The sequence below is a fragment of the Piscibacillus salipiscarius genome, assembly GCF_042685285.1.
GTDB lineage: Bacteria > Bacillota > Bacilli > Bacillales > Alkalibacillaceae > Piscibacillus > Piscibacillus salipiscarius.
The window spans coordinates 1-25,556 of sequence record NZ_JBHUMZ010000022.1 but is presented as its reverse complement, the minus strand read 5'-3'; the positions used below and the strand labels follow the sequence as shown (position 1 = coordinate 25,556).

The 25,556-nt window shown below is 37.4% G+C and carries 31 protein-coding genes, 1 riboswitch and 1 other annotated feature; of the genes, 11 read left to right on the top strand and 20 right to left on the bottom strand.

All coding sequences use genetic code 11. From position 1 onward, the window contains the following. Positions 1-111 precede the first annotated feature (111 nt). Positions 112-936, top strand: a complete 825-nt coding sequence (locus tag ACFSW4_RS10095) for an HAD family hydrolase (protein WP_377329049.1) — start codon at positions 112-114, stop codon at positions 934-936. Positions 937-1,115: 179 nt separating this feature from the next. On the opposite strand, the gene ACFSW4_RS10090 is transcribed toward ACFSW4_RS10095, so the two are convergent. Continuing rightward, entirely contained in the window at positions 1,116-1,847 is a 732-nt protein-coding gene (locus ACFSW4_RS10090; protein WP_377329047.1) for a YkgJ family cysteine cluster protein, read from the bottom strand. 162 nt (positions 1,848-2,009) lie between these two features. On the opposite strand from ACFSW4_RS10090, the gene ACFSW4_RS10085 reads away from it, so the two are divergent. Further along, entirely contained in the window at positions 2,010-2,141 is a 132-nt protein-coding gene (locus tag ACFSW4_RS10085; protein ID WP_279401799.1) for a YflJ family protein, read from the top strand. A 134-nt stretch (positions 2,142-2,275) separates the two neighbouring features. Beyond that, entirely contained in the window at positions 2,276-3,274 is a 999-nt protein-coding gene (gene mreBH / locus ACFSW4_RS10080) for a rod-share determining protein MreBH (protein ID WP_377329045.1), read from the top strand. On the opposite strand, the gene ACFSW4_RS10075 is transcribed toward mreBH, so the two are convergent. The 10 genes from ACFSW4_RS10075 to ACFSW4_RS10030 all read right to left on the bottom strand — a co-directional run bounded on the left by ACFSW4_RS10075 (position 3,269) and on the right by ACFSW4_RS10030 (position 10,608). Beyond that, complete coding sequence (locus ACFSW4_RS10075; protein WP_054754433.1) at positions 3,269-4,165, bottom strand: DMT family transporter; 897 nt, start codon at positions 4,163-4,165, stop codon at positions 3,269-3,271. The genes mreBH and ACFSW4_RS10075 overlap by 6 nt on opposite strands. 70 nt (positions 4,166-4,235) lie before the next feature. Then, positions 4,236-4,850 carry a thiamine phosphate synthase gene (thiE, locus tag ACFSW4_RS10070; RefSeq protein WP_054754435.1) on the bottom strand — a complete coding sequence of 205 codons (615 nt, stop codon included), beginning with the start codon at positions 4,848-4,850 and terminating at the stop codon, positions 4,236-4,238. Further along, positions 4,847-5,623 (bottom strand): hydroxyethylthiazole kinase, encoded by a 777-nt coding sequence (thiM, locus tag ACFSW4_RS10065; protein ID WP_377329043.1) that lies wholly within the window; start codon positions 5,621-5,623, stop codon positions 4,847-4,849. Before thiM ends, thiE begins: the two co-directional genes overlap by 4 nt. Further along, positions 5,604-6,419, bottom strand: a complete 816-nt coding sequence (thiD, locus tag ACFSW4_RS10060) for a bifunctional hydroxymethylpyrimidine kinase/phosphomethylpyrimidine kinase (protein WP_377329041.1) — start codon at positions 6,417-6,419, stop codon at positions 5,604-5,606. The genes thiM and thiD overlap by 20 nt, the downstream gene beginning before the upstream one ends. Then, the gene (tenA, locus tag ACFSW4_RS10055; protein ID WP_377329039.1) at positions 6,416-7,102 is read right to left on the bottom strand and encodes a thiaminase II; all 687 of its coding nucleotides are present in this window, start codon (positions 7,100-7,102) and stop codon (positions 6,416-6,418) included. The genes thiD and tenA overlap by 4 nt, the downstream gene beginning before the upstream one ends. Next, positions 7,099-7,611: an energy coupling factor transporter S component ThiW gene (thiW, locus tag ACFSW4_RS10050; protein ID WP_377329037.1), complete on the bottom strand. Its 513-nt coding sequence runs from the start codon at positions 7,609-7,611 to the stop codon at positions 7,099-7,101. Before thiW ends, tenA begins: the two co-directional genes overlap by 4 nt. A gap of 91 nt (positions 7,612-7,702) precedes the next feature. Continuing rightward, positions 7,703-7,816: riboswitch (TPP riboswitch) on the bottom strand. 59 nt (positions 7,817-7,875) lie between these two features. Further along, positions 7,876-8,652: an ABC transporter permease gene (locus tag ACFSW4_RS10045; RefSeq protein ID WP_377329035.1), complete on the bottom strand. Its 777-nt coding sequence runs from the start codon at positions 8,650-8,652 to the stop codon at positions 7,876-7,878. Next, positions 8,627-9,601 (bottom strand): ABC transporter ATP-binding protein, encoded by a 975-nt coding sequence (locus tag ACFSW4_RS10040; RefSeq protein WP_377329033.1) that lies wholly within the window; start codon positions 9,599-9,601, stop codon positions 8,627-8,629. The genes ACFSW4_RS10045 and ACFSW4_RS10040 overlap by 26 nt, the downstream gene beginning before the upstream one ends. 77 nt (positions 9,602-9,678) lie before the next feature. Further along, the gene (locus tag ACFSW4_RS10035) at positions 9,679-9,816 is read right to left on the bottom strand and encodes a hypothetical protein (RefSeq protein ID WP_279401801.1); all 138 of its coding nucleotides are present in this window, start codon (positions 9,814-9,816) and stop codon (positions 9,679-9,681) included. Positions 9,817-9,861: 45 nt separating this feature from the next. Beyond that, positions 9,862-10,608 (bottom strand): hypothetical protein, encoded by a 747-nt coding sequence (locus ACFSW4_RS10030; protein WP_377329031.1) that lies wholly within the window; start codon positions 10,606-10,608, stop codon positions 9,862-9,864. Between the two features lie 167 nt (positions 10,609-10,775). Between ACFSW4_RS10030 and ACFSW4_RS10025 the strand changes: the two genes are divergently transcribed. After that, positions 10,776-12,275: a potassium/proton antiporter gene (locus tag ACFSW4_RS10025; protein ID WP_377329029.1), complete on the top strand. Its 1,500-nt coding sequence runs from the start codon at positions 10,776-10,778 to the stop codon at positions 12,273-12,275. A 9-nt stretch (positions 12,276-12,284) separates the two neighbouring features. On the opposite strand, the gene ACFSW4_RS10020 is transcribed toward ACFSW4_RS10025, so the two are convergent. Together ACFSW4_RS10020 and ACFSW4_RS10015 are read right to left on the bottom strand one after the other, a co-directional pair. Further along, entirely contained in the window at positions 12,285-12,827 is a 543-nt protein-coding gene (locus tag ACFSW4_RS10020) for a GNAT family N-acetyltransferase (RefSeq protein WP_377329027.1), read from the bottom strand. A 213-nt stretch (positions 12,828-13,040) separates the two neighbouring features. Further along, a complete protein-coding gene (locus ACFSW4_RS10015; protein WP_377329025.1) occupies positions 13,041-13,292 on the bottom strand; it encodes a hypothetical protein in 252 nt (83 codons plus the stop codon). A gap of 110 nt (positions 13,293-13,402) precedes the next feature. Between ACFSW4_RS10015 and ACFSW4_RS10010 the strand changes: the two genes are divergently transcribed. The 3 genes from ACFSW4_RS10010 to ACFSW4_RS10000 all read left to right on the top strand — a co-directional run bounded on the left by ACFSW4_RS10010 (position 13,403) and on the right by ACFSW4_RS10000 (position 15,743). Next, positions 13,403-14,980, top strand: coding sequence for an FAD-dependent oxidoreductase (locus ACFSW4_RS10010; RefSeq protein WP_377329023.1), 1,578 nt, complete (start codon positions 13,403-13,405; stop codon positions 14,978-14,980). A gap of 13 nt (positions 14,981-14,993) precedes the next feature. Further along, entirely contained in the window at positions 14,994-15,320 is a 327-nt protein-coding gene (locus ACFSW4_RS10005; protein ID WP_054754442.1) for a general stress protein, read from the top strand. 75 nt (positions 15,321-15,395) lie between these two features. Further along, positions 15,396-15,743 carry a general stress protein gene (locus ACFSW4_RS10000; protein ID WP_377329021.1) on the top strand — a complete coding sequence of 116 codons (348 nt, stop codon included), beginning with the start codon at positions 15,396-15,398 and terminating at the stop codon, positions 15,741-15,743. A gap of 115 nt (positions 15,744-15,858) precedes the next feature. Here ACFSW4_RS10000 and ACFSW4_RS09995 read toward each other — a convergent pair whose 3' ends face one another. After that, positions 15,859-16,386: a hypothetical protein gene (locus ACFSW4_RS09995; protein ID WP_054754443.1), complete on the bottom strand. Its 528-nt coding sequence runs from the start codon at positions 16,384-16,386 to the stop codon at positions 15,859-15,861. A gap of 152 nt (positions 16,387-16,538) precedes the next feature. On the opposite strand from ACFSW4_RS09995, the gene ACFSW4_RS09990 reads away from it, so the two are divergent. Genes ACFSW4_RS09990 through ACFSW4_RS09980 form a run of 3 tightly spaced genes read left to right on the top strand, consistent with a single transcriptional unit; the run spans position 16,539 to position 18,564 of the window. Then, a complete protein-coding gene (locus ACFSW4_RS09990; protein ID WP_054754444.1) occupies positions 16,539-17,459 on the top strand; it encodes a hypothetical protein in 921 nt (306 codons plus the stop codon). A gap of 5 nt (positions 17,460-17,464) precedes the next feature. After that, on the top strand, positions 17,465-18,028 hold the full coding sequence (locus ACFSW4_RS09985; protein WP_377329019.1) for a hypothetical protein: 564 nt from the start codon (positions 17,465-17,467) through the stop codon (positions 18,026-18,028). A gap of 8 nt (positions 18,029-18,036) precedes the next feature. Continuing rightward, positions 18,037-18,564 (top strand): D-glycero-alpha-D-manno-heptose-1,7-bisphosphate 7-phosphatase, encoded by a 528-nt coding sequence (locus ACFSW4_RS09980; RefSeq protein WP_054754453.1) that lies wholly within the window; start codon positions 18,037-18,039, stop codon positions 18,562-18,564. 162 nt (positions 18,565-18,726) lie between these two features. On the opposite strand, the gene argS is transcribed toward ACFSW4_RS09980, so the two are convergent. The 6 genes from argS to ACFSW4_RS09950 form a co-directional block, all read right to left on the bottom strand. Then, the gene (gene argS, locus ACFSW4_RS09975; protein WP_377329017.1) at positions 18,727-20,412 is read right to left on the bottom strand and encodes an arginine--tRNA ligase; all 1,686 of its coding nucleotides are present in this window, start codon (positions 20,410-20,412) and stop codon (positions 18,727-18,729) included. A 38-nt stretch (positions 20,413-20,450) separates the two neighbouring features. Next, positions 20,451-20,661: a binding site (T-box leader), on the bottom strand. 43 nt (positions 20,662-20,704) lie between these two features. Then, positions 20,705-21,235: a GNAT family N-acetyltransferase gene (locus ACFSW4_RS09970; protein ID WP_054754446.1), complete on the bottom strand. Its 531-nt coding sequence runs from the start codon at positions 21,233-21,235 to the stop codon at positions 20,705-20,707. 258 nt (positions 21,236-21,493) lie between these two features. Beyond that, entirely contained in the window at positions 21,494-22,327 is an 834-nt protein-coding gene (locus tag ACFSW4_RS09965; protein ID WP_377329117.1) for a CAP domain-containing protein, read from the bottom strand. 123 nt (positions 22,328-22,450) lie between these two features. Continuing rightward, complete coding sequence (gene mscL, locus ACFSW4_RS09960) at positions 22,451-22,855, bottom strand: large conductance mechanosensitive channel protein MscL (protein WP_377329015.1); 405 nt, start codon at positions 22,853-22,855, stop codon at positions 22,451-22,453. Positions 22,856-22,942: 87 nt separating this feature from the next. Next, a complete protein-coding gene (locus tag ACFSW4_RS09955) occupies positions 22,943-23,299 on the bottom strand; it encodes a hypothetical protein (RefSeq protein WP_054754449.1) in 357 nt (118 codons plus the stop codon). Positions 23,300-23,369: 70 nt separating this feature from the next. Then, complete coding sequence (locus ACFSW4_RS09950) at positions 23,370-24,071, bottom strand: CAP domain-containing protein (RefSeq protein ID WP_054754450.1); 702 nt, start codon at positions 24,069-24,071, stop codon at positions 23,370-23,372. Between the two features lie 188 nt (positions 24,072-24,259). Here ACFSW4_RS09950 and ACFSW4_RS09945 point away from each other — a divergent pair, with 188 nt between their 5' ends. Beyond that, complete coding sequence (locus ACFSW4_RS09945; protein WP_377329013.1) at positions 24,260-25,174, top strand: zinc dependent phospholipase C family protein; 915 nt, start codon at positions 24,260-24,262, stop codon at positions 25,172-25,174. Positions 25,175-25,556: the final 382 nt, after the last annotated feature.

Genomic DNA, 25,556 nt, shown 5'->3' with positions numbered 1-25,556 from the left:
CTGTCTACTCATATTTTATCAAATGTTAAATAAAAAAGCGGAACAAACGAAAAAATAGTCGGATTAGTATGTTAAACTATTTTCAAAGATATAAAGGAAGGGATCAAAGACATGTATAAAAAACTATTGGATCAAGCAGATGTCATTATATTCGACTTAGATGGTACATTATATGAAGGCACAGAGCATTTTAACCTACATGTTGACAACTTAAAACAACACCTAAATGATGAGAAAAAGGAAAAATTCCAGTCCATTTACGACCAGATATTAAAAGGCGACCACCCTGTACAAATTGGGAAAATCTATGACGGAAAACGTGACATTGTCTGGACGTGGGACCCTTTTACAGAAGAGTTAACAGAAGCTCATAATTGGGAAGGTGAAGTGGTAAACGTACAAGATGCGCCTAAAACGATTGCTGCGCATGAATTTGATTTTAAAAACTGGGTTCCGATTGGAGATGGCTGGTGGCCTCCATATGCGATTGCACGCCATTTCGGTATTGGCACTGACGTTATTCAAGCATCATACAATCGAACTAAAGAGCAGATGGCGGAATTAGACGGTTATCTAAAACAAACACCAGGATTAAAAGGTTATCTTAAAGAGTTACAGCAAGGTAGGCGTTTAATTGTATGTACAAATAGTGATGAAGTCGACGCAAAGCGTCTGCTTAAATTCTTAGACATTGACGAGCATTTTGAAGAACTCATTCCTTCGGCTATGAAACCCGTTCATACGAAGAAACATTTTAGCTATGTTTTAGAAAAGTATCATGTAAAACCTGAACAAGCCGTGTCGGTTGGCGATAACTTCATGAACGAAGTCGCACCTGCCCTTCAATTAGGCATGCGAGCAGTTTGGTTAACCGATGCTAAGGAAAAACCTGTTGAACATAATCAGTACGTATTAACAGATACGCTTGCGCAGTAACGGTTGACTTTTATAGGACATGACATCTTATTTATGAGACGTTTCTGGCTAGTTATGAGACAATTTTTCAGATTTATGATACAAAAAAATGATTTTATGGGACATTGAACTTGATATATGAGACATTCGACCCATTTTATAAGACATAAAAAATAAGGCTACCCACTTGTGGGGCAGCCTTATTTTCTATTTTCAATCCACTCTTTTAAAAACACTGGCATGTAGTCATATTGATAAACGTCTGATGGATAGTCCAAGAAGTCTGGATTCTCATCTTCATACATGACTTGTGCAGCCGCATTTAAAGCTCCCATATAATCTTCATACAAGAACTCAAAACTAACGGTCTCTTCAGGAACATAGTTCTCATAACAAATGTCAGGGTCCATATAGTTTACATAAGTGCGGCATGGTAGTGGTCTTGCTTCGTATGCCATACACGCATTGGTTTCTGTATTTAATAACGGGCAAGGCAGTTGCTTCTTAATATAATCATATTTGATATCTTCCTCATCAAAATTAAGCGCTGTTGCTTCATCTATTAATGCTTTATGACGTTCAAAATAATCCTTCAAATGATGAATAAACTCTTCACGCCTGCTTTGTGGCATCGCTTCTATTGATGCCATAATCATGTTCGCTTCAAGTCTTGATATAATGATTGGAAAATAACAGCAAAATGCACATCCTAACTGACAATTAGGCGTCATGCCCATATGGTCATCCATTTCGTTCATCTTTTGTGAAACTTCTTGTTGAAGCCGCTGGTATACTGACACCATACGCTCTAATGATGTGCCCGCCTCATCTAATTGATCTTCAGCAGCATCATAAAAATCGTCTTCGTTCAACTCAAAGTTTTTTAGCGTATTTAGACGTCTTTTGACTTCTTCAAGTGAGCGATTTTCCATAAATAACAACCCTTTCTAAATCACTCTTATCATATCACAATGTTTTTTTAAACCATATGCAAAAACTTACAACACTTTATCCTTCTCAATGATTGGTATAAGTGTTACAATGACATCTGCATGATTTTAATAGTGGAACAATTCAAGAAAGAGGTGTTATAGATGTATATCGGTTCAAAAGGTTGGTTCGTAAGCGAATTAAAAAATATTGGTATCAGCTATCATGAAGGTCGCAAAATCGAATCATATGACGCTTCTACACTTGCAAACTTACTAGAAGCCAAGAAAAAATAACCAGTATTGTTACAGAGGATCGGCTCCTCTGTAATTTTTTTGTTAAAAATTCTTAACGACATTCGACAATTTTCCGTGTTAAAATTAAAGCTACAGGATTAATTGATAAGACTTATAGAGACGGAGGCATCTGAATGTTTTCAAATGCAGAAATTGGAATTGATCTAGGAACAGCTAACCTATTAATATATAGTAAAAACAAAGGCATCGTTTATAATGAACCTTCAGTTGTAGCAATTGATACGAACACTCGTAAAGTATTAGCTGTTGGTAATGAAGCAAAAGAAATGATTGGTAAAACACCAGCAAACATCACGTCGATTAGACCATTAAAAGATGGTGTCATAGCCGACTATGAAGTTACATCACAAATGTTAAACGTTATGCTTAAGAAAGTAAGTAAACGTTTAGGCATGTCCATGCGTAAACCAAACGTTATTGTCTGTGCGCCAACTGGTTCGACTTCTGTTGAGCGTCGAGCGATTGATAATGCCATTAAAGATTATGGTGCAAAGCAAGTACACATTATTGAAGAACCTGTTGCGGCTGCAGTAGGTGCTGGACTTCCAGTGGACGAGCCTGTGTCAAACGTTGTTGTTGACATTGGCGGAGGAACTAGCGAAGTTGCGATTATTTCATTTGGTGGAGTTGTGTCAGCCAACTCAATCCGCACAGGCGGAGATCACATGGACCTTGCTATAATTCAACACGTACGTAAACATTACAATGTTTTAATTGGTGAACGTACTGCTGAGAACATAAAAATGGAAATTGGTTATGCTTTAATTGATCATGATCCAATGGAAATGGAAATTCGTGGTCGTGATTTAGTTACAGGTTTACCAAAAACCATCTCGCTTAATTCAAAAGAAATTCAAGATGCCTTAAAAGAACCGCTAGAATCTATTCTAGAAGCTGTTCGTGCTACACTTGAAAGCTGTCCGCCTGAACTAAGTGGTGACATCGTTGATCACGGTATTATGCTGACTGGTGGTGGAGCATTACTAAATGGTATGAAAGATTGGCTTTCATCAGTAATTGATGTGCCTGTACACGTAGCTGAAAATCCACTTGAGTGCGTANTGAAAAAGGTTCGGATGACTAGTCATCCGAACCTTTTTTATTGTTTATGACGATTTTCTTTTTCTAAAATTAACATTCACCATAATGACCCCAACAATAACAAGAATTCCTCCAACAATTTGAGCTGCAACCACTTGTTCGTTTAAAAAGATCACGGCTCCAATTGTGGTGAAGAAAGGTAATAAGTTTAAGAATACACTTGAGAGTGACGGTCCTAAATCGGAAACTGCTTGATTCCATAGCACTAAAGCGATAAAAGATGGGAAAATTCCTAAATATAATAAGCCTGACCAATTACCGGGATTCACAATTTGTGAAGGAAACCCAAGAATAAACCACTCGATTACAACAGCTGGAATTATAACTATTAAGCCTAGACCTACCATTACAAGTGTACCGCCAAATATCGGAAACTTATGATTATGTTGTTTGACTATCAGTGTGTAAAAGGCCCATATGATCATCGCAAGTAGCATCGTTAGGTCACCAATATTAATGTTTAATTCAAGTAGCCTTTCAATTGAGCCCGAGGTTAATACCCACAATGCTCCAATAAAGGATACGACAGTCCCGATAATATGACGAGGTTTCAATTTTTCTTTTAAGATTAAAAATGATAACACCATCGCAAAGGCCGGAGTCGTCGCTTCCACAATCCCAGCGTTTGTAGACGTCGTAAAGTTAAGCGATAAGTAAACTAACACATTAAACGTAGTAATGCCAGTTAGTGCAATTCCAATAAGTGGCCAAAAGTTCTCACGCCAAATTTTATGGTAATAACGAAACTGTTTGAACCCAAATGGAAGAACGACTAAAAAAGCAATTAACGTTCTGAAAAAGGCAATCGTAATAGGTGGTAATTCATTGATAGCTTTTCCAACAATTAAATTACCAGAGAAGATCATAACTGTGATGAGTAGAAATATGTATGAACGAATCAAGTTTTACCACCTCCGACTATCATCTTACTACTTTTACAAACAAAAATAAAAGCGACCAACGTGTGGTCGCTTATAATTTTTGAACAGTTTCAAAAATGTGGTTGGATTTCGTAATAGCTGAAATCACTGATACTCCATTAGCTCCAGCTTCTAACACTTGTTGTGCATTCGTTTCATTGATTCCGCCAATACCGACAATCGGAAGAGTAAGACCCTGATTTCTAAGCGATCGAATCCACTCTAACCCTACAGGCTTCTTAGCATCTTCTTTTGTCTTAGAGCCAAAAATCGGTCCAGTTCCAATATAATCCACTAAATTAATCGGACTTCGTTTTAATTCATCTTGATTTGAAATTGAAAGTCCTATAATTTTATAAGGAAACTGTTTCCGAAGTTTCTCTACAGATACATCATCCTGACCCACATGGATACCGTCAGCTTCAAGTACATTTACTAATTCCACATGATCATTCACAATAAACGGAATATCGTAGGTTTTACATATCTCCCTAAGTTCAAGGCCAAGCTTTAATTTCTCATTTCCATTCTTAGACCCACTTCCTTTTTCCCTGAATTGAAACATCGTAATTCCAGCTTCAATTGCCTTTAGTAATATGTCTCTTGGATCATTCACACAGTTTTGACTGCCCATTATAAAATATTTTCTTAGTAGATGCTCGTTCATTTGGTTGCCTCTTTCAAAAACGTTAGGTCATAAGAAAGCGCATCTATAAAATGAGGTATAAATGTTCCTGGTCCCTTCACATGCTGCAATTGACTTGCATATTCAGCGGCCAAACCATAAAAATAGACAGCCTCTTTTAGTTGTTCTTGTAAATCACCATCAACAGAGATACATGAGGTGATGATAGTTCCTAGTAAACAACCTGCTCCTGTTATTCTTTCTAACCATCTATGACCGGTTTTATTAGTTACCGTTTTGCCTGCAGTTACAATAACATCCCTTTTTCCCGTTAAGACAACAGGGCATTGATAGCGATCGAATGCTTTTTCAGCTAATTCAATGACATTGCCATCTCCTACGGCATCCACGCCTTTAGCTTTCCATTTCACATCTGCTAAATAGGCAATCTCTGCGGCATTCCCCTTAATAACCGTCGGCGTGATTTCTTTTAACAACTTTTGAACATTTGCCTGTCTGAATTGGCTTGCACCAACTCCAACTGGGTCAAACAAAACTGGAATTCCTCTATCATTTGCCTTTATACCAGCTCGAATCATAGATTTGTAATCTTGCTCAACTGCAGTACCAATATTTAGTAGAAGACCATCTGCCACTTGAACAATCTCTTCTACTTCCTGTTCTTCTTTAGCCATAATTGGTGAGCCACCAAAAGATAATAAACCGTTCGCACTAAAATTCATCACAACATGATTCGTAATATGATGAATGAGTGGACTTTTTTCTCGGACAGCATCAATTACGTTTGAGTTCATACGATTCCTCCCGAATTCCCCAATGGTTAGTTGGCCCGTTCCCATGTCCTAATGAGAAAGAATATCTTAAAGCTGACGTCACAAATTGTTTCGCATACTCAATAGAAGTCAATAATAGATTTTCTTGCGCTAAAAGAGCTGTAATGGCTGCAGAATAAGTACACCCAGTTCCATGCGTACTCGTCGTATTAATTCTATTAGAAGTAAACTTGTAAAACTCATCACCATTGTATAACCAATCTATAGGATGACCTTCCAAATGACCACCCTTAATTAAGGCTGCTGAAGCACCTAATTCGTTGACAAGAATTTTGGCAGCGGCTTTCATATCTTCCATACTCGTAATACTAGTTTCGGTTAGGTATTCAGCTTCAGGAATATTTGGTGTCACAACCGTTGACAATGGAATTAAATAGTCTCTTAAATAATCGCGCGCATTTTCATTTATTAGAACATCACCACTTGTAGCTACCATGACTGGATCTAGAACGTAGTAAATATCCTGCTGCCTCATACGCTGATGTATAACTCGCATCATATCTTCTGTTGCAATCATACCTGTTTTGAATGCATTAACAGGTATATCTGTTAAAACAGAATCTAGTTGTTTTTCTATAAATTCTATTGGCAAGTGGTGCACATCTTGAACACCCGTCGTATTTTGAGCAACGACCGATGTAATGACTGACATCCCATAACTTTTTAATTCCTGAAAAGTTTTTAAGTCAGCTTGTATACCAGCTCCTCCAGATGGATCGGTTCCAGCAATCGTTAAAACAGTTGATACTTGTTTCATAGAGACACCTCGCTTGACCCAGACCAGTTTTCACATGTGTAAGCCATGTCCCAAAATTTAAGTTCGAGCTCACAGCTTTTACGAAATGCTTCTCTAATATTAATTTTCTCATTTTCATTTGCTAGTGATGCTAATGAGTCTAAGCGTTTTCTTAAATTTAGAATTAAATCCTTAAGATCGTCTCGATCATAAAAGCTAATCCATTCATAAAAAGGGTGCTCCTCATTAATGTTAAAGTGCTCGATTAAATTTAAGGCAATTTCATAATACGTCCACGGGCAAGGTAAAAGCGCAGAATAAATCTCAGCTAATGTTCCGTTTTGTGCATGAAATAGCATGTGTTTTATATAATGATCTGCTGTTGGTGGTAACGGATGATGTTGTAACGACTTATAATCCACATTTGCATACTGGCAAAAGTTATGGTGTGGGTGCGTTTCATCATTTAAAATAAAACTTATTTGTTCGTTAAAAAACTGAAAATCACTTCGCCTACTTGATTTAACTATGGCTAATGCATAAACCTTAATAAATGAATTTAAGTACTCAAAATCTGCTTTAATATAATGCTTCACCGCTTCAGACGGGACATCACCGTTCCCAATTCCTTTAACAAAAGAGTGATTAAAGATCTTTTGAAATAAATCATCGTTTTCATGTCTTAAATTTTCTGTAAAGCTCATTTAGCTACCTCCTCCTCAATGTTACCTGCTGCTCTTATTATGTGTTGATTTAATCTAGTAGTTAGTAAGACACCCATTATGGCACCTGGAACACAACTAACTATAAATACAGGGATAAAAAATAAAGCACCTGCTGAACTGCCCATTAGGAAATTTGCGATTGGGAATGCTATAAGCGCTCCTATTATTCCTGTTCCAAAGATTTCACCTCCAGCAGCCCAACCTTTTTTCTTAAACCTTTTATATAAAATTCCTGCGAAAAAAGCTCCAATCATCCCCCCTGGAAAGGCTAATAACGTACCTAAACCTAGCAAATTACGAATTAAAGCCATGAGAAATGCTATTAACACAGCTGGACCTGTTCCAAGGGAAATGGCTGCCATGACATTAATGGCATGTTGAACTGGATAAGCTTTAGCAACTCCTGCTGGAAACCAAATAAACTGAGATCCAACAATACCGATTGCAATAAACACTGACATAACAGTTAATTTACGAACTTGCCCCACTACTTCACCTCCCTTTGATGCTAAAAAAGGACCTAAATATACACAAAAAAACGTCAGGCCATAACTGGACCTGACGTTAGAAGACATACTAAGTCATACATAGCTACTTCCCTACGCTGGTATTAACCAGATCAGGTCCTTTAAGAGTTAGAAGCATGCGTGCTTCCTCTCAGCCCACGATTATTGGGCACCCCTAGTAGTGCATCATTTTCAATTTTCATAATTTTACTTTAACAAAGAATATTTATTCTGTCACGTTCAAATTTAATATTGACTCAAAAGTCCCTTTTCCATAGCAATTTTTTCAGACCTTAAATAAATAAAAATTCCAAACACTAAGTAAAAGACTGAATTTAGAAGCAAAGCTGTGTAATCTAATGCTGTAAAATCTCCCCATGTATATCCGTGGATCATGACTTGACGTACCATATCAATTCCTTTGGAAAATGGAGCAAACACTAAATAAGGAGCTACTGATAGTGGTACAAAAGCTAACCCCATTAAAATAAACTGAAGGACATTTAAGACGGATTGAATTTGTTTAATAATAATTGCAAGTCCTGCTAATAAAAAGCCAACTCCAATCATACTTAAAGTCGTAACCATAAAAATTGGTAATGCGATATCAATTCTTAAAATAAGCCACTCGCCGGCCGTTAACATAGATAGAATAAGTAACACAAACACAATCACACCATAAATCAATACATTTGAGACAATTCTTGCTAAAAGCACTTTCCACATGCCGAGTGGCGACATAAAGAGCTGCTCTAAAGTACCTCTCTGTGCTTCGACTAGCACGACAAACCCTAAATTTTGCATAATGGTTAACATGAAAAACCATATCACGTAGTTTACTATGACGTATTGTACGTTCGTATCAACTTGTTGGGGGTCTCCAATAGCATATAGTCCTAGCAGCATGGCTAAAAAGACGAAATAAAATTGAACAATCATGGTGATCGTATTGGGATAATAGCGTTTTAACTCTATATATTCTTTTGCCATATTGGCTTTAGTGAGATGCCACAGCTGTGTCAATGTCATTCCCCTCCTTTATTAACTGCATAAAGACCTGTTCAAAATCGACTGTCGTACGATCAATTTTTTCAATTTTAGTTTGATTACTTTTTAAAATATCCATAATGATATAAAGGTCGTCTTCTTTTTCCAAGGTCACGTTAATCTGGAGGTCATTTATTTCAACTATCGGAAAGTGGTTATGGATGGCTACTTTCTGCTGTTCTGTGAGGACTTCTTCAATAGTGAAACTGTAAGCTCTTGTCTCAAACAATTTAATTAAATCTTCAACCTTTTCATCTGCTACGACTTTACCACCATTTATGATCACCGCTCTATCGCAAATGTCTTGAACAATAGGCATATCATGAGTACTTATAATAATCGTTTTACCTTGCTCGCTCACAATCTGTTTAAGTAAGTCTCTTACCTCATAGCTTGTTTCAACGTCTAACCCTAAAGTCGGTTCGTCTAATAAAATCACATCCGTATCCGGGAGTAATGCAATCGCGATCGCAAGTTTCTGCTGCATCCCCCGTGACAAACTACTAACCAGTTCTTGCTCTTTATTTTTCAAATTGAAAAAAACTAGTAACTCATCTATTTTACCTTGAATCGCTTTTTTTGAGATTCCGCGATTCCCTGCAAAATACTCCATGTTTTCCCTAACTGTGAGTCTCCAGTATATATTTCTGTTCCCTTCTAACACTGCCGTAATATAATTGACTGCCTTTAGTCGTTCTTTATTAGAGTCAAACCCATTTATATGTACGCTTCCTCCATTCGGTTTTAACAGACCACAAATTGACTTAATGGTCGTTGTTTTACCAGCACCATTTGGACCTAACAAACCTAAGATTTCACCTCGATAAACATCAAAACTAACGCCATCTACTGCTTTGACAAGTTCTTTTGTCTTCTTCTTTTTGTAAACCTTCTCTAAGTTCCTAACCTCAATAATTTTCTCCATTCTCATCCCCCATTTTCATAATCCATTGTCATTATATAACAAATTTTCTGAAAAGTGTTACCAACTTGGGAATGTTTTTACATCAGACTTAAGTCTGAATGTGAAATATGGATTAGACGGTTACACGAGTCTTCTGTTAATTCATTTAAACCACTTGTTTGTTCAATAAACTTTTGGACGATTGAAGGTTGTTTATAAAAAATTTCAACTTGCATATATTGATATAAATCCTTTAAAACAAAATCTGTTTCATTTAAGAGTTAATTAATAGAGACCCCCGATGATAATTGTTGCACCACCATTGAACAAGCAATTGGCCAGCCTTCAGTCAGGCTATAAATATCTTCAACTTGATCATCATTTAGTTCGATGCTATTCATGTCTCTAATCAGGTGATCCATTTCATCTAATGACAAGGCAAGGTGTTGAGTGATAATCTCTAATAAATCGTCTTGGACCTTTAATTGTTGTAATGGTGTCCAGTTAGGTTTATGCCTAGTCGATATGACGATGTGAATGTTTTTTGGAATATGCTTAATTAATAACTGCATCCATTTATGAAAAGAATGGGCTTGATTTAACACATGAACGTCATCAATTACTAAAACTAGTTCATCATTTAAGGCTTCTATTTCATTAACCATCATCGTCATTAACGTCCAAAGCTCATCATCTTTTACATGTTGATTCAATTGATTAAATTGATCCATTAAATCACGACCAAATTCAGGTGAGGCGGATTGAATAGCTGTCACCATTTTCGTTAATAATCTAATAATATGCTGGTCATATTCGGCAACTGTTAGCCAACACGATTTAGAATCTAAGTCTTGGATAAACCTACTTAAACCAACCGTTTTACCATAACCAGCTCCAGCATAAATGATTGTTAGAGGATAGTTAGGAATGAGTTGTAATTGTCTATGTAATTTAATGCGATGGATAAATTGATCTTTTACTGGCGGCGGCGATAATTGAGATTTTAAAACGGGAACTTGGTTACTCATCAGCATCCTCCTTATTCAGAAAATTAATAATTTTATTTTAACATAGTTCAATTATACCAACTCTTATTAATAAGTTTAATTATGAACCTGAAAAGTTTTATCAGAAGAAATTAATAAGAAGTTTTGATAAAATAGTTAATAGACAATGTGAAAAAAGGGGAACTGCCATGCAATTAGGTTCGTTTGATAATGATGTATTCGTATTAATCATAGCTTTTCTATTAATTAGTGGAGTCATAGCTGCAAAATTCTCTAGCCGCATTGGTCTTCCTTCACTAGTCCTTTTCATACTCGTCGGAATGTTAATTGGTAGCGACGGGTTAGGCTGGATTTACTTTGATAATGCAGAAATTGCTCAAATGGCAGGTATTCTAGCACTAATTATTATTCTTTTTGAAGGTGGTCTTCAAACAAAATGGAAGACCGTTCGATCTGTTGCCCTACCTTCTATCTCGCTTGCAACTGTTGGTGTCCTTCTTACATCACTGATCACAGGAGTAGCCGTTCATTATATATTAGATGTCTTATGGTATGAGGCCTTATTATTTGGTGCTATTGTTGGTTCTACTGATGCCGCAGCCGTGTTCGCAGCATTAAAAGAACGAAATATTAAAGCCAAGATGGGAGCAACTCTTGAAGCTGAGTCAGGTACAAACGATCCCATGGCTGTATTCTTAACACTCATTTTTATTGAACTACTATTACAACCTGACACAAGTCTTTGGATCATGATTCCTTCTTTCTTCTGGCAAATGGGAATGGGTCTATTACTTGGACTAAGCATCGGTAAATTAGCTTCGTTTTCAATTAATCGAATTAATTTAGAATCATCTGGTTTATACCCGATTTTTACTTTATCGTTTGGGTTACTAACCTATAGTATTGCTTCAACCATTGATGCCAGTGGGTTTTTAGCTGTATATGTTGCAGCCCTTGTGATTGGTAACTCAGAATTAACTTACCGTTATTCTATTTCGCAATTTAATGAAGGGTTCGCTTGGATGGCTCAAATTCTAATGTTCGTGATTTTAGGATTACTTGCTTTTCCTGAACACGTCTTTTCTTTTAGTGTCATGACGCAAGGATTATTAATTTCATTCGTTCTTATTTTTATAGCTCGGCCAGCTGCCGTGTTCTTGTCATTAATTCGAATGAAGTATACCGTAAAAGAAAAGATTTTCTTATCTTGGGCAGGTCTACGCGGTGCTGTACCAATCGTCTTAGCTACCTTTCCAATTGTAGCCGGTATTGAAAATGCTACTTTATTATTCAATATTATCTTTTTCGTTGTCTTAACATCGGCTCTTGTTCAAGGTTCATCGATTAACTATATCGCGGAAAAATTAGGTCTAATGGGGCCAGTTAAAGATACTCCGCACCATTCTATTGAGTTGATTTCAATTGCCAAAGCAAATGCCGAGATGATTCAGTTTCAGGCAAATCGCGATAATGCGGTGGTGGGTAGAACATTAAAAGATATCGAATTTCCGAAAAGAGCTACAATCAGTGCCATTGTGCGAGGTGATCGGTTAATCACACCTTATGGTGATACTGAAATTAAACCTGGAGACTTCTTATATATCTTAGTCTCACGAAAATATAAAGAAGAACTTAAAAAAATGTTAAATGAAAAAAAACCAGAGTCAAAACAACCCAAGGATGCTTAATTCCTTGGGTTAATTAGTTATGGCATAAATTTTTAAGTTTTTGTGTTCACCTTTAACAAAAAATCTCTTCGTCATCGTTCCCTCGTATGACATCCCGACTTTTTGCATCACACGTTCAGAATTAATATTTTCTTCAAAACATAAGGCCTGGACTCTAACAAGTTTCATGTTATTAAAGCCAAAATCTATCATTTTATTGACCACTTCTGGCATTAAACCTTTTCCCCAATAATCCGGTGATAAGACATAGCCAATCTCTGCTACACGATGATCTTTCTTCCACCATACAAAATCGGCCGTCCCGATTACTTTTTGATCTTTTTTATGATTAATTTCCCATGGCGCTACTTGATGGTCCGCATATCGACTTTGGGCAAAATCAATAAACTGTAATGTTTCTTCTATACTTTTATGGGCATCCCAAGTGACATTGTCTGATACGATGCGTTGACTTGCGTAATGATGGATATCTGCAGCATCCTCATAGGTAAGCTTCTTTAATTTAATTCGCTCTGTTTCAAGTTCTGGAAACGGGTTAAATACGTTCTCCACGAAATCCCCCCTTATATATATATTTCGCAAGTTATGTCGAATTTCCTTTTGACAAAAGAAAGTAAGCTATGAACATGTGTTCATAGCTTCACTACTGCTTCTCACTATATGTGACTAGGGGGAAATAACCTTTTTCTAATTATAAGAATAACACCACTTGAACCGCTTTCATATTACACAAGGTTTAAATGAATATTACAAAATTATGTCAAATCAGAAAATATAAATGGCTAAAGCGATAATGCTTGCAATGACCACGACTCCATAAATAATTAACAGAGACGGAATGTTTTTCTGCAATGAAGATGTCTCATATTCCCAAGAACGTTTAAGTTCATCTTTTGGTGAGTGGCCTTCTTGTTCATACTTTTTAACTTTATTTGTTTCATTTTTCCCAATTAAGAATGTACCAATTAACGTTACGACAAATAAAACACCTATAATTAAATAAACTGCCGTCGACATTTAATCCCCTCCATCTAACTATATTTTACAATAAAATAATGCATCTGAATATCCTTCTGATTGTGACAAATACTACACAAAAAGGGTATATAGAAATGGAGTGTAAAATGATGTCTAAACCTAAATTTCCGGATCAGTCTCATTCTATATGGTTTGAAGAGACTTCAATTCCGACCTTTGAACCACTTACTGAAGACTTAACAACTGATGTCGTCATTATTGGTGGTGGAATTACTGGCATAACTGCCGCCTATCTTTTGTCACAACAAAATATTAAAGTCGCGTTACTTGAAGCTAGTACGTTATTAAATGGCACAACTGGACATACGACGGCAAAAGTAACCGCCCAGCATGAAATTATCTATCAGGATTTAATTAATAAAATGGGGTATAACACAGCCAGACTCTATTATGAGGCGAATATGGACGCACTTAAATTGGTTGAAGAGCTTGTGACGAACCATCAAATTGATTGTGATTTTGAGAAACAGGATGCCTATCTATTTTCAACTTCTGGAGAGTACAAAAATAAGCTTGAAAAAGAGTACCAAGCTTATGACAACTTAAATATTAAAGGAAATTTAGAAAGTGAGATTCCCTTTAATGTTCCAATTGAAAATGCTTTATCTATGAAAAATCAAGCGCAGTTCCATCCGCTAAAATACTTATCTCATTTAATTAAACTCATCCAGGATAAAGGCGGGAAGTTCTATGAACAGACAGTTGCTGTTGATGTTGAGGATGCTCACGGTGCCGCTGTCGTTGTCACTCGAGACGGCTTTCGTGTGAAAGCTAACTACGCGTTAGCCTGTTCTCACTTTCCTTTTTATGAAGGAACGGGACTCTATTCAACTAGAATGTATGCCAGCCGTTCATATGTGTTAGCTGTTAAAGCTAACAAACCTTATCCAGGTGGCATGTACTTAAGTGTTGATAAACCAGAACATTCAATCCGTAAGGCTACTTATAATGGCGAAGAGGTTTATTTAATCGGTGGTGAGGATCACAAGACTGGTCAAGGTAAAGGCATGATGGAACACTTTAAAGGCTTAAAACGCTTCTGTGATGACTTATTTACAGAAAATGAATATGAAATTTTACACAGATGGTCAGCTCAGGATCTTATCACCCTAGATAAAATTCCATATGTTGGCCCGATTACTAAGAAACGACAAAACGTACTAATTGCAACAGGCTACCGTAAATGGGGTATGACGAATGGAACTAATGCCGCAAAGTTAATGAGTGATTATGTTTTAGGTGAGATGAATCCATATCAAGACGTCTTTTCTCCTTCTCGCTTTTCACCAGATCCAAGTTTAAAGAAATTTTTCATGGAAAACTTGGATATGGCTAAACACTTAATTAAAGGAAAAATGGAAGTGCCACGCACTAAAATTGAAGAGTTAGATCATGATGAAGGTTCGATTATACGAATGGATGGTGAGCGAAAAGGAGCTTATAAAGATCCCGATGGACAAGTTCATATCGTTGACACGACATGTACTCATGCAGGATGTGAAGTTAATTGGAATGAATCAGAACGTTCATGGGATTGTCCTTGTCATGGATCTCGATTCTCATATACTGGTGAGGTGTTAGAAGGCCCTGCTGAAACTCCATTGCAGAAGCATGACTTTCACATGATTGACGACTATAAATTTGACGACAAACGTTCAGGTTATTAAGGAGGAAAGTTTTATGGCGTATGTAAAAGATTATAAAAATGACCAAAACATTGAACATGACATTAAGAAATTATTAGGTAATGGTGTCAGTCAAGAAGATATTTATGTATTGACTCATGATGATGAGCATACAGAAGATTTAGCTCATAAAACTCGAACACATACGATCGAACTCATGCAAAGTGAAGGATTTGACCAAAAAGGCAATGAATTAAGAGCAAAACTAGAAGAAGTTGGCGTATCAGAAGAAAGCGCTGAACAATATGAAGCGATGTTGGATCAAGGGAAGATTCTATTAATCGTAAGAGGCGAGCGAGATTTTGATGATTTATTAAGTTAAGCCCTTCTTGTATGTTTTAGATTTCGTTCACGTGGTAAACACCTAATGTAACATATTAAAGAAGGAGTGAAAGACATGCCATTTGTAAAAGAATATACGAATGATGAAAAACTTGTTCAAGATGTTCAAAAACTAAAAGATCACGGAATTGACAACTCTGAAGTGTATATATTGTCACATGATGACGATCGTACAGAACGTATTGCGAGTAATGCAAAAGCCAACACGATTGGCTTTAGTGAGCAAGATATGAAAAACTTCTTGAATAATATGTTCAACAAAAAAGGTGACGAACTTAGAACTAAACTTCAAGAAATGGGCTTTAGTAAAGATGAAGCTGAAGAATATGAAGAAGACATGGATGAAGGTAAAGTATTATTAATTATCAATAGCGATCAAGCCGTATCATCGGTATTAGAATAAACTATCTCCTCCCCCTAATAGTTTTTAGGACCTCACAGTAAAATGTGGGGTCCTTTTTTGTGCTAATACAGTAAATTTCTCCGTGGTTAAACGGGCGCTCAGCTCTTTTCAGATCCTAATAACACTGAAATGAATCGATTCGTCTTAAATCTACACCATAATACACCCAGAAGAACCCAGTCCACCTGTAACCAGATACTGAGCGTCTACCGACATATGTTGGATAGAACCAGAAACGCTGGCGGTTATCTAGCCATACATAAGTGTATCGGTACAAGCAGCCCCTAATGGAACCCGGGTCTACCGCTTGAACTCCGTACTGACCACCTTGCTGCGGGGTAAAAGATGGAGGTGGTCCTTGTGGGGGGCCACTTGGTCCTTGACCTAGTCCACCTGGAAAGCCACCCGGTCCTCCGCCAGGAAAACCTCCTGGGCCGCCACCTGGGAACCCACCTGGACCTCCTGGAAAGCCTCCAGGACCACCGCCTGGGAAGCCACCTGGGCCAAACCCTTGCCCTGGCGGAAACCCTCCCGGCGATTGACCAGGAAAACCGATTAATTGTCCAAGAAAGTTAAATGGAGAAAACTGATCATCATCATCTGGCTGCCGATATGGACCATGTTGTCCGTTATATCCGTTCATGGTTTATTCTCCTTTCTAAAAAGCCTCACACCATCATCATATGTAAGACTTTAAAGAATGGGTGTCTGTCCGATGAAAGACTTCTGATATAAACCATTTTTTTCTAATCTATTTTTTGGTAACATATAGCTATGTATGAGGGGGAATTAAGAATGAAATTAAAGTTTCTGTTACTAGGGCTGCTCATTATTGTTTTGAGCTCCATTGGTAATTCCATATACTTTAACGCACAACAACTAGATCAACCGTTATTTTTAGAACACTATTACGTACATCAAGTTGGAGAAACACCTTTAAAATTTTACTACATAGATAATAAATTTAATCAGCGAAAAATCAATTATGTCACGATTAATGGTAAAACCTTTCATCTTCAAAATAATTCTTTCGCGTTTCAACATCCAAACAAACCTAGAAATATTACGGAATATAGCCATCATGCGTTAAGAGAAATTTTTATTTATTTTAACGAACCATCTGTTAGAGAAATTCAATTACCGTTTTCTTTTAATGACATGACGGTCCACTTTAATGATGGAACTTCAGCGAAAGTCGATGTTGGCCATGTAAACGTGAAGAAACCTTCTCAATTTGAGAAAAAACCCCACATATACACATCAAGACACTATGGAAGTGGTAGCGATGGACGTGCGATTGAATCAAAACAGTTTCATGAGAGCGCACAGATCGAATCATTAAGTATACCTTTAGAAGAAGTTAAAGGAGATTTTGAAGTTAAACTGAACACCGCCAAAGGAACGACGAAACAAGAGTGGCGAGAGGAAATAAATAAATCGAAAAATCACCCGATTGAACCTTTGATGAAGGCCGAGTGGTCTGAACTACCTGGGGGGCTTTTTCAAGATGCCGAACCTTACAAGATCGAACAAGGTAAGCAATTATACATATATACTCAAATTGATTTAGATAAGACTCATATGTACCTTTTTCGAGCTCAGTTAAACGGAACGACCGACCAAGGCGAGTCATTCGCCATTCCTCTGCTATTACATGAAGATCCTAACCTATCATCAAAGGATATTCAGGAATTAATCAAAGCGAGAGGGGAATAACATACATGAGAAAAGCCATTTTATTAATTTTTTGGGGGTTATTAATTGTCTTTTTAGATTTTCGATTAAATGAGTTCGACGTCTTAATGGACCCTTTAGGTTATGTCATCACGACAGTAGGATTTAACTTTTTTGCCAATAACATTCAGCCTGCTAGAACGGCTCAAATTATTTCTATTCTTCTCGCCGGCTTAGTAATTCCAGAAATGTTTGTGGACCCTAATGCCACTTATACAACACTCGGACTCTGGAACTTTTACTTTTTAGGTGTTACGATATTAAGTATTGTTTTAGCCTATTACATCTTTCTGTTATTAATTGAATTGGCTGACCAAATGAATCGTAGTGATTTAAAAAGGCGTACGGAGAAGACGATGAAAGCCTATTTGGTTATCATGTTCTTTATTGCGCTGTTAAACACATTTAGTATCAATGTCAGCCATTTATTAGGCTTTATCATAATCCTAGCAATTGCTGGGCTCATCACTCAAATAGTGTTTTTAGTTCTTATATTTAAATTTAGGACAATAGATGAAACCGATCATCAACAGATTAGCATGGAAGGATGAATGTGCAATTGAATAAAGCAGTATTTTTAGACCGCGACGGTGTCATTAATGAAGTCAAGACCCATCGCGTTAAGTTTGTCAATCGTAAAGAAGATCTGTATTTCTTAGAAAACGTACCTGAATCGATTAAAAAGTTAAACGATGCCGGCTTTAAAGTGTTTGTCGTTACAAACCAAGGTGGTGTTGGATTAGGTTATATGACAGAAGATACGCTAAACGATATTCATGATCATATGGCTAGAGAACTCGCAAAGCAAGGCGCGCAAATACACGAAATTATGGCATGCACGCATGCCCCTCATGAAAACTGTTACTGCCGAAAACCAGGTTCACAAATGTTACTCGACCTCATTGATGATTATGATATCGATATAATGAAAAGTTATATGGTCGGCGACCGCGAGCCTGATATCGAAGCAGGGAATGCAGTCGGTATTAAAAGTCTAATGGTAGTAAACACACATCCAGAAGCTTATAAAAGCTTTAAAGATTTAAGTGAAGCCGTCGATTGGATATTAGAAGATGAAAAAGCTTGAGGCGCAAGGCCTCAAGCTTTTATTGTAGCTGCAGGTTTTTTTGGTTTATCTGCAGGTTTTTCTAATTTACCTGCAGGTTTTCACGATTTATCTTCATGTTTTTGCGATTTACCTTCACGTTTTCAACTTTTATCAACATGTTGAGCTATTTTACCTGCAGGTTTACATATTCTCGGGGGCACTAATTCCTAATAAACGTAATCCATCTTTAATTACAATTCCTGTTGATTCGACTAATGCAAGACGATCGTCTAGCTGCCTATCATCATGTAATATCTTGACCTTCCCATAATATTTATTAAAAGCCTGCGATAAGTCAATTAAATACTTAGCAATAACAGATGGCTCGTATTCTATATAACTCTTTAAAATCACTTCTGGAAACTGATGTAATCGTTTTACGACTGGCCAAGATTCATCATCGTTTACACCATCATTCACCTTTGGCTCTGCCGCATATTTACTTAAAATAGACTGGGCGCGTGCATGCGTATACTGAACATAAGGACCTGTATGGCCTTCAAACCGGAGCATGTCTTCAAGTGAAAACTCTACATTGTTAAGGCGATCATTTTTCAAATCGTGAAAGATAATGGCACCCACACCAACCATCTCCGCGACTTTCTCCTTATTTTCCAAGGACGGATTTTTGTCATCGATATTCTCCTTAGCTAACTCAATCGCTTCTTGAATAACTTGATCGAGTAACACAACTTTACCTTTACGGGTCGACATCTTCTTGCCATCTTTTAAAATAAAACCAAACGGAACATGGTGCATATTCTGTGCCCACGTGAAGCCCATCTTCTGCAGAACTAAAAATAGCTGCTTAAAATGCAAGGACTGTTCATGTCCAACGACATAGATCGCTTGTTTGAACTGATATTGATTTTGCCTGTAAATAGCAGCTGTAAGATCACGCGTCGCATACAACGTTGCCCCGTCACGCTTCTTTATTAACGAAGGTGGAAGGTCAAACTCATCTAAACTGACTACCTCTGCTCCATCTGATTCAACTAATAGTTCTCTTTCTTTAAGCTGATTAATCGTGTTAGCCATCTTGTCATTATAAAAGGCTTCACCATTATAAGAATCGAAATCCACACCCAACAAATCATAGATTTTCTTAAATTCTTTTAGTGATTCATCTCTAAACCAGTCCCATAGTTGATGAGCCTCTTCATCTCCATCTTCCAGTTTTTTAAACCAATTTCGTCCTTCATCTTCTAACTGAGGGTTCGCTTCCGCTTCTTTATGAAATTTCACATAAAGCTCCAGCAGCTCTTTGATCGGATTCTGGCGCACCTTATTCTCATCGCCCCATAGTTTGTAGGCATAAATGAGCTTTCCAAACTGGGTTCCCCAATCACCTAGATAATTAATTTTGACTGATTGAAAACCCACCTTCTCAACAATATTCGCAAGTGACTGACCAATGACTGTAGACCGTAAATGCCCCATCGAGAAAGGCTTAGCGATATTAGGTGAGGAAAAATCTAAAACGATCTTCTCACCCTGGCCAATTTGCGACTGACCGTAATTGCTGCCTTCTTTTAGAATGGTTTTAAGCACGTTTGTACTCACAACTGATTTGTCTAAAAAGATATTGACATAAGGTCCAACTGCTTCTACTTGTTCAATTAGTGGATCCTCGATCTTCTTTGTTATGTCTGAAGCAATTCCCTGTGGGGATTGACGCATTTTTTTGGCTAAAATGAAACAAGGAAACGAATAGTCTCCATGGTTTTCACTTTTAGGCTTTTCAATTAACTTTGCTACTTCCTTTAAGGTTAAATGTTCACTAACATGTTCGTGAATGACCGTTGTGAGAGACTGTTTTATATCCATTAGATTCCTCCTCAATAAAAAAACTCGCCTCTTAACCATTAAGAGACGAGTTGTCGCGGTACCACTCTTTTTACCTGTTAAAACTAACAGGCCACTTTACATTGATAACGGGGGTTACCCCGGCTCACCATACTAGGTTTCAGGTAGCTCCTCAGAAGTGCGGTTCATTTAGGTTTCACTGTTAGGCTCACACCAACCCTAACTCGCTGTTAGCTACATCTAAATTACTCTCTTCATCATTGGATTCACTTTTTCAATATATTACCACAAAAATATGATATGTAAAGCATCGTTATTCGTTTAGTTCAGCGTATTCCTGCTGCAGAAGACTCATGATATAAATATCATGCCATTCTCCGTGTCTAAAGAAGCTCTCTCTTAGTTTGCCTTCAACTGTAAAACCAAGATTCTCATACATTTTCTTAGCCTTCTGATTAAACGAAAACACTTTTAAACTAACTCTGTGTAAATTGAGCTCTTTAAACGCATAATTTAATAGCAGTCGAAACGCTTCTTTCCCGTAACCTTGCCCCCAGTAATCTTTTTCGCCAATTAGTAATAAGATCTCTGCATGACGCTGCCTAAAGTTAAGGCCAACCAATGAAATATTTCCAATATCACGATTGTCTTCTTTATTAACAATGATGAAGCTCTTACCTTCTTTAATTTTGTCATAAAATTCTTCAATGTCTTCATGGTTGTAAAGATCAAGTGACGATCTCATGTTCGTAAACACTTCAACGTCATTGTGCCAATTATAGAGTGTTTTGACATCATCCTTAGCTAATTTGCGAAAGTAAATCCGGTCCGTTTCAAATACCATGTTATGACCCCCTAGTGTAATTCATGTTTTAACATATCTTAACACAAAAGAGCTCTCCTAGTACTCCAAGCACATGTTCATTGTCTAGTATATTAAAAAATCTTCTAGTAAAATTTCGAAATTGTCTAGTAAAACTTAAATTTTGTCTAGTAAAACAGTCAAATTGTCTAGTAAACGTGGTCAATTTCAGCTTAAGAAAAAGACGCCCGACCTAACAGAAAGTTAAGCCAGACGTCTCCCTTTTTCTACTCTCTCTATTTATTTACCAATGAACATTTGTGTCCAGTAAGTTTGTCCATTTGATTCAACGTAGCCAACGCCAATGTGTGTGAAGTTACTGCTTAAGATGTTTTTACGGTGGCCATCACTATTCATCCAGCCATTCATAACTTGTTCTGGAGTCGTTTGACCCATCGCAATGTTTTCACCTGCAGTACGGTAGTCAATTCCAAACTGCTTCATCATATCAAACGGTGAACCGTAAGTTGGTGATGTGTGGCTGAAGTAATTGTTCTTAGCCATATCACGTGATTTTTCGCGTGCAACATCACTTAATTCAGATGAAGCTTTTAATGGTTGTAAACCACGTTCTTGTCTTTCTTGGTTGACTAATTCAACAACTTTTTGCTCAAATGCTTGTAAGTCTGAAGTTTGTTGTTGATCTTGCTTTTCTTGAGCTGGCTCTTGTTGCTGATCTTGCTGTGGAGCTTCAGCTTTTTGTTCTTGTTGCTCTTTTTGAGGAGCTTCAGCTGGTTGCTCTTGTTTAGGTTGCTTTTCAGGAGCTGGCTCCTGTTTAGCTGGCTGCTCTTGCTCAGCCGGTTGTTCTTGCTTTGGAGCCTCTTCTTTTGGCTCAGCTTGCTTCTCTTTATCTTCTACTGGCTGCTGTTTTTGTGCTTGATTCCAGTAGTAATCTATAAATTTATTCCAATTAAACTTTGTATCCTGTTGGAACCACTCAGAGAAATTAACTGTGAATGTGTGTGCTTCGTTTGACGACTGGCTATCGACTTGGCTACTTGCTGCTACTTGTCCAGTAGCTAAAATAATTGACATAATGACTGCGATTAACACAGCCGTAATTGGTCTTAACATTTTCAAGGTATTACCTCCTTAGATGTCTTGACCCCCACACGCACATTATAACAACTTTCAACCAGATTTTAAGAGTTAATATATACCATAGAAAAAGTTTCTAGTTAGTAGACCGCTTCCTTACTATTTGATACGTAACTTCGGGCCTCTTTCGTCTTTTTTCTTTTCCTTTAACAAGTCACGTATTTCATTCAGCACTTCTTGATTAGGGTGAGGAGCCTCCTCAAGTTTTACACTTTCTTTCCCTCTAATGTAATTAAAAATCTTGATAAAGATATAGATTGAAAAGGCAATAATTAAGAAGTCGATGGTTGATTGTAAAAAAGCTCCGTAACGAATAACGGTCCCATCAATGTTAATGACCAAAAATTTTAAACTTGTCCCGCCTGCAAGCAGTCCTAAAACAGGTGCTAGGATGTCGTTTACAAGTGAGTCTACGATTTTACTAAAAGCCGTCCCAATAATTACTGCAATAGCTAGTTCTATGACATTGCCTCTCAAAGCAAACTGCTTGAATTCCTTCCACATGACAATCCACCCTTTCATTGGTAGATTATATTCAATGTAAAGTTAAGTTATCATGTGGATCAGAATTTTTTATACTAACCAGAGGAATTAACGATCGTCAGTTCCTTGTTTTATCTGATTGGTTTGGTACATAATTTCAAAAATCGAAAGCAATATGGCGAACCAGAATATTCCGCTAGCAAAAGATACCCCTGGTTCATTAACGGTACCGATTAACGAGAAAATGATGACCATTCCTGTTATGATCAACGTGCTGACGACTTGCCAGTTCCTTATCTGCTCTAATGATCCTTCCTTGTACTTTTTATAATTTAAACTATAAACGATCAGCCCAGCAAAAATCCAAGCTAGAAAATTATGTGAGAATCCACTAACAAAATGATCAATAATTAGTAAAACACCTATCCCAATAAGCAGTAAGTAGTCTATTTTATTTAAATTCACTGTAATTCCTCCTATTCACATATTAATTACTATACAAAAACCGAACCACTCATTGTGATCCGGCTTCTTCCTACTTCCCTATAAACATCTGCGTCCAGTAATAAGTTCCGTTGTCTTTAATAAAACCGACACCTAGATGTGTGAAGTTTTCATGGAGAATGTTCTTTCTGTGTCCGTCACTATTCATCCAGCCCTCCATGACTTGTTCTGGACTCCGTTGACCCATCGCGATATTTTCGCCAGCTGCCATGTATTTCAGGCCAAATTCTTGCATCATATCGAATGGTGATCCATACGTTGGTGATTCGTGACTAAAATAATCTTTGTCTGCCATATCCTGAGATTTAGCGCGAGCGACATGGCTGACGTCAACAGAAAACTCAAGTGGCTCAAGTCCCCGCTTTTTTCGCTCTTCATTCACCAGTTCATGAACGCGGCGTTCAAACTCATGGACTTGGTCAGAATCCCGCTCTGTCCCGTCTACTTCATCACCTTTAAAAACTGGGACTACATCAACGTCTTCATCACCTTCTAAGTACATAGACAGCATCATCGCTGCACGGTTAAGTCCATTGACAGCTTTCTCCGTAGCCTCTGCCCAGTCAACATTGGTCACTAAATGCTGAACTCTGCTCCCGACTTCTTCAACAGCAGTCGTCTCTTCATTAGATGCTGCGTTTTGCTTAGAATCTGTAAACATCGACTCTGGCAGGGAATTTATAATATAACCGATGACTAACAGTACAACGGCATACTTAATTAATTTGAACATGATCTTTCCTCCTCTTAGGAGCTACTTATTCATTATAAGACCAGCTAAGAACATTTTAAACAAAAACCTCTTTAGATAAACCTTTTCCCTTTTATTTTCCGACATAACCTGACATTTTCTTCAAAAAGAAGGGATTTACCCATATATCTAGAATCAGTTATGTATCAAGTATTTAAGAAGGTGATCGTATGCCAAACGTCTGGACCCATATTTTATTTTGTGAAGATGTCATGGAATATGTCCCGTTAAGCTCTCAAGTACGTAAGCACCAACATTACTTTAATTTAGGAGCACAAGGGCCAGACCCGTTCTTCTATCATAACCCCTGGCCTTGGACAAAGAGTTCTCCAATTAATGACCTAGGACTTCTCATGCACCGTAATAAATGCGGGATCGTCCTACGTGATATGATTGAAGGCGCTAAAATTGGAACAGACGAAACGAAAGCCTATACACTGGGTTTTATCACTCATCATGTTCTCGATCGTGTAACGCATCCATATATTCATTATAGAGCTGGTTATAAAGACTATGACCATCAAAAGCTCGAGACGATTATTGATACGTTAATGCTGTGGAACTTTAGAAATATTAAAACCTGGAAGGAACCGGTTTCTCAGAAATTAAATGTGGGCACAGAGCTTAACTCCTATTTGTCTGTGATGTTAGAGAAGATCTTGCACGAACATTTTGGAGATGACCTGTCAATGCAGGAAGGCTTTGTTCAGAAGTCTTATCAAGATATGAAGCTAGCTTTAAGAATCGTTTATGATCCATATGGATGGAAAAATAAATTATTAGGAAAAGTGATTCCACCTATTTCACATAGGCCAATCACGGAGGTAACGGACTTTTTAAATGAACGGCACGAGGTTTGGCATCATTCAGCTACTCAAGAGCCAAGTACAGAGAGTTTTATTGATTTATACAAACAAGCCAGAGATGAGGCGGTAACTCTCGTTAATGCTATTTTACAATATTGGGAAAAACCATTGGATGAAGTGCGGGCAACAGCCTTTGACCTACTCGGCGATATATCATACGATACCGGCCGCCCATTAAATGAAAGCTTAGAAAATAAGTACGCTGAGCCGATTGTATAACGAGGAAAGAGAAAAACTTCAGATTAACTAGACAATCTTAATACAATACTAGACAAAACAGTTACGTTACTAGACAATTCTAGAGATTTACTAGACAATTCCGAAAAAATACTAGACAAAATTTAAGATTTACTAGACAAAATTGCAATTTTACTAGAAACTTTTTTTATTTACTCGAAAAACCAAGAGGCTGGGACAAAATATTAATTAATCTAGAAGAAGACGAATATTAGAGGAGAGATCAACCCCTAATATTCGTCTTCATTTTTTAGCTGCATCAAAATGCTTCGCTTTCCGCAGGCACGGCTTCAACTTCCCCAAACTCACTCCCGTTCGTTTGGCGTGATTTTCAGCTCGTGCTGTTCCTGCAGGAGCATTCCTA

Bases quoted from the DNA above. Each gene is read 5' to 3' on its own strand.
- ACFSW4_RS10095 (WP_377329049.1), top strand. From the start codon at position 112: ATGTATAAAAAACTATTGGATCAAGCAGATGTCATTATATTCGACTTA.
- ACFSW4_RS10090 (WP_377329047.1), bottom strand. From the start codon at position 1,847: ATGGAAAATCGCTCACTTGAAGAAGTCAAAAGACGTCTAAATACGCTA.
- ACFSW4_RS10085 (WP_279401799.1), top strand. From the start codon at position 2,010: ATGTATATCGGTTCAAAAGGTTGGTTCGTAAGCGAATTAAAAAATATT.
- thiE (WP_054754435.1), bottom strand. From the start codon at position 4,850: ATGAACGAGCATCTACTAAGAAAATATTTTATAATGGGCAGTCAAAAC.
- thiM (WP_377329043.1), bottom strand. From the start codon at position 5,623: ATGAACTCAAACGTAATTGATGCTGTCCGAGAAAAAAGTCCACTCATT.
- thiD (WP_377329041.1), bottom strand. From the start codon at position 6,419: ATGAAACAAGTATCAACTGTTTTAACGATTGCTGGAACCGATCCATCT.
- tenA (WP_377329039.1), bottom strand. From the start codon at position 7,102: ATGAGCTTTACAGAAAATTTAAGACATGAAAACGATGATTTATTTCAA.
- ACFSW4_RS10040 (WP_377329033.1), bottom strand. From the start codon at position 9,601: ATGGAGAAAATTATTGAGGTTAGGAACTTAGAGAAGGTTTACAAAAAG.
- ACFSW4_RS10035 (WP_279401801.1), bottom strand. From the start codon at position 9,816: ATGCAAGTTGAAATTTTTTATAAACAACCTTCAATCGTCCAAAAGTTT.
- ACFSW4_RS10030 (WP_377329031.1), bottom strand. From the start codon at position 10,608: ATGAGTAACCAAGTTCCCGTTTTAAAATCTCAATTATCGCCGCCGCCA.
- ACFSW4_RS10025 (WP_377329029.1), top strand. From the start codon at position 10,776: ATGCAATTAGGTTCGTTTGATAATGATGTATTCGTATTAATCATAGCT.
- ACFSW4_RS10015 (WP_377329025.1), bottom strand. From the start codon at position 13,292: ATGTCGACGGCAGTTTATTTAATTATAGGTGTTTTATTTGTCGTAACG.
- ACFSW4_RS10010 (WP_377329023.1), top strand. From the start codon at position 13,403: ATGTCTAAACCTAAATTTCCGGATCAGTCTCATTCTATATGGTTTGAA.
- ACFSW4_RS10005 (WP_054754442.1), top strand. From the start codon at position 14,994: ATGGCGTATGTAAAAGATTATAAAAATGACCAAAACATTGAACATGAC.
- ACFSW4_RS10000 (WP_377329021.1), top strand. From the start codon at position 15,396: ATGCCATTTGTAAAAGAATATACGAATGATGAAAAACTTGTTCAAGAT.
- ACFSW4_RS09995 (WP_054754443.1), bottom strand. From the start codon at position 16,386: ATGAACGGATATAACGGACAACATGGTCCATATCGGCAGCCAGATGAT.
- ACFSW4_RS09990 (WP_054754444.1), top strand. From the start codon at position 16,539: ATGAAATTAAAGTTTCTGTTACTAGGGCTGCTCATTATTGTTTTGAGC.
- ACFSW4_RS09985 (WP_377329019.1), top strand. From the start codon at position 17,465: ATGAGAAAAGCCATTTTATTAATTTTTTGGGGGTTATTAATTGTCTTT.
- argS (WP_377329017.1), bottom strand. From the start codon at position 20,412: ATGGATATAAAACAGTCTCTCACAACGGTCATTCACGAACATGTTAGT.
- ACFSW4_RS09970 (WP_054754446.1), bottom strand. From the start codon at position 21,235: ATGGTATTTGAAACGGACCGGATTTACTTTCGCAAATTAGCTAAGGAT.
- ACFSW4_RS09965 (WP_377329117.1), bottom strand. From the start codon at position 22,327: ATGTTAAGACCAATTACGGCTGTGTTAATCGCAGTCATTATGTCAATT.
- mscL (WP_377329015.1), bottom strand. From the start codon at position 22,855: ATGTGGAAGGAATTCAAGCAGTTTGCTTTGAGAGGCAATGTCATAGAA.
- ACFSW4_RS09950 (WP_054754450.1), bottom strand. From the start codon at position 24,071: ATGTTCAAATTAATTAAGTATGCCGTTGTACTGTTAGTCATCGGTTAT.
- ACFSW4_RS09945 (WP_377329013.1), top strand. From the start codon at position 24,260: ATGCCAAACGTCTGGACCCATATTTTATTTTGTGAAGATGTCATGGAA.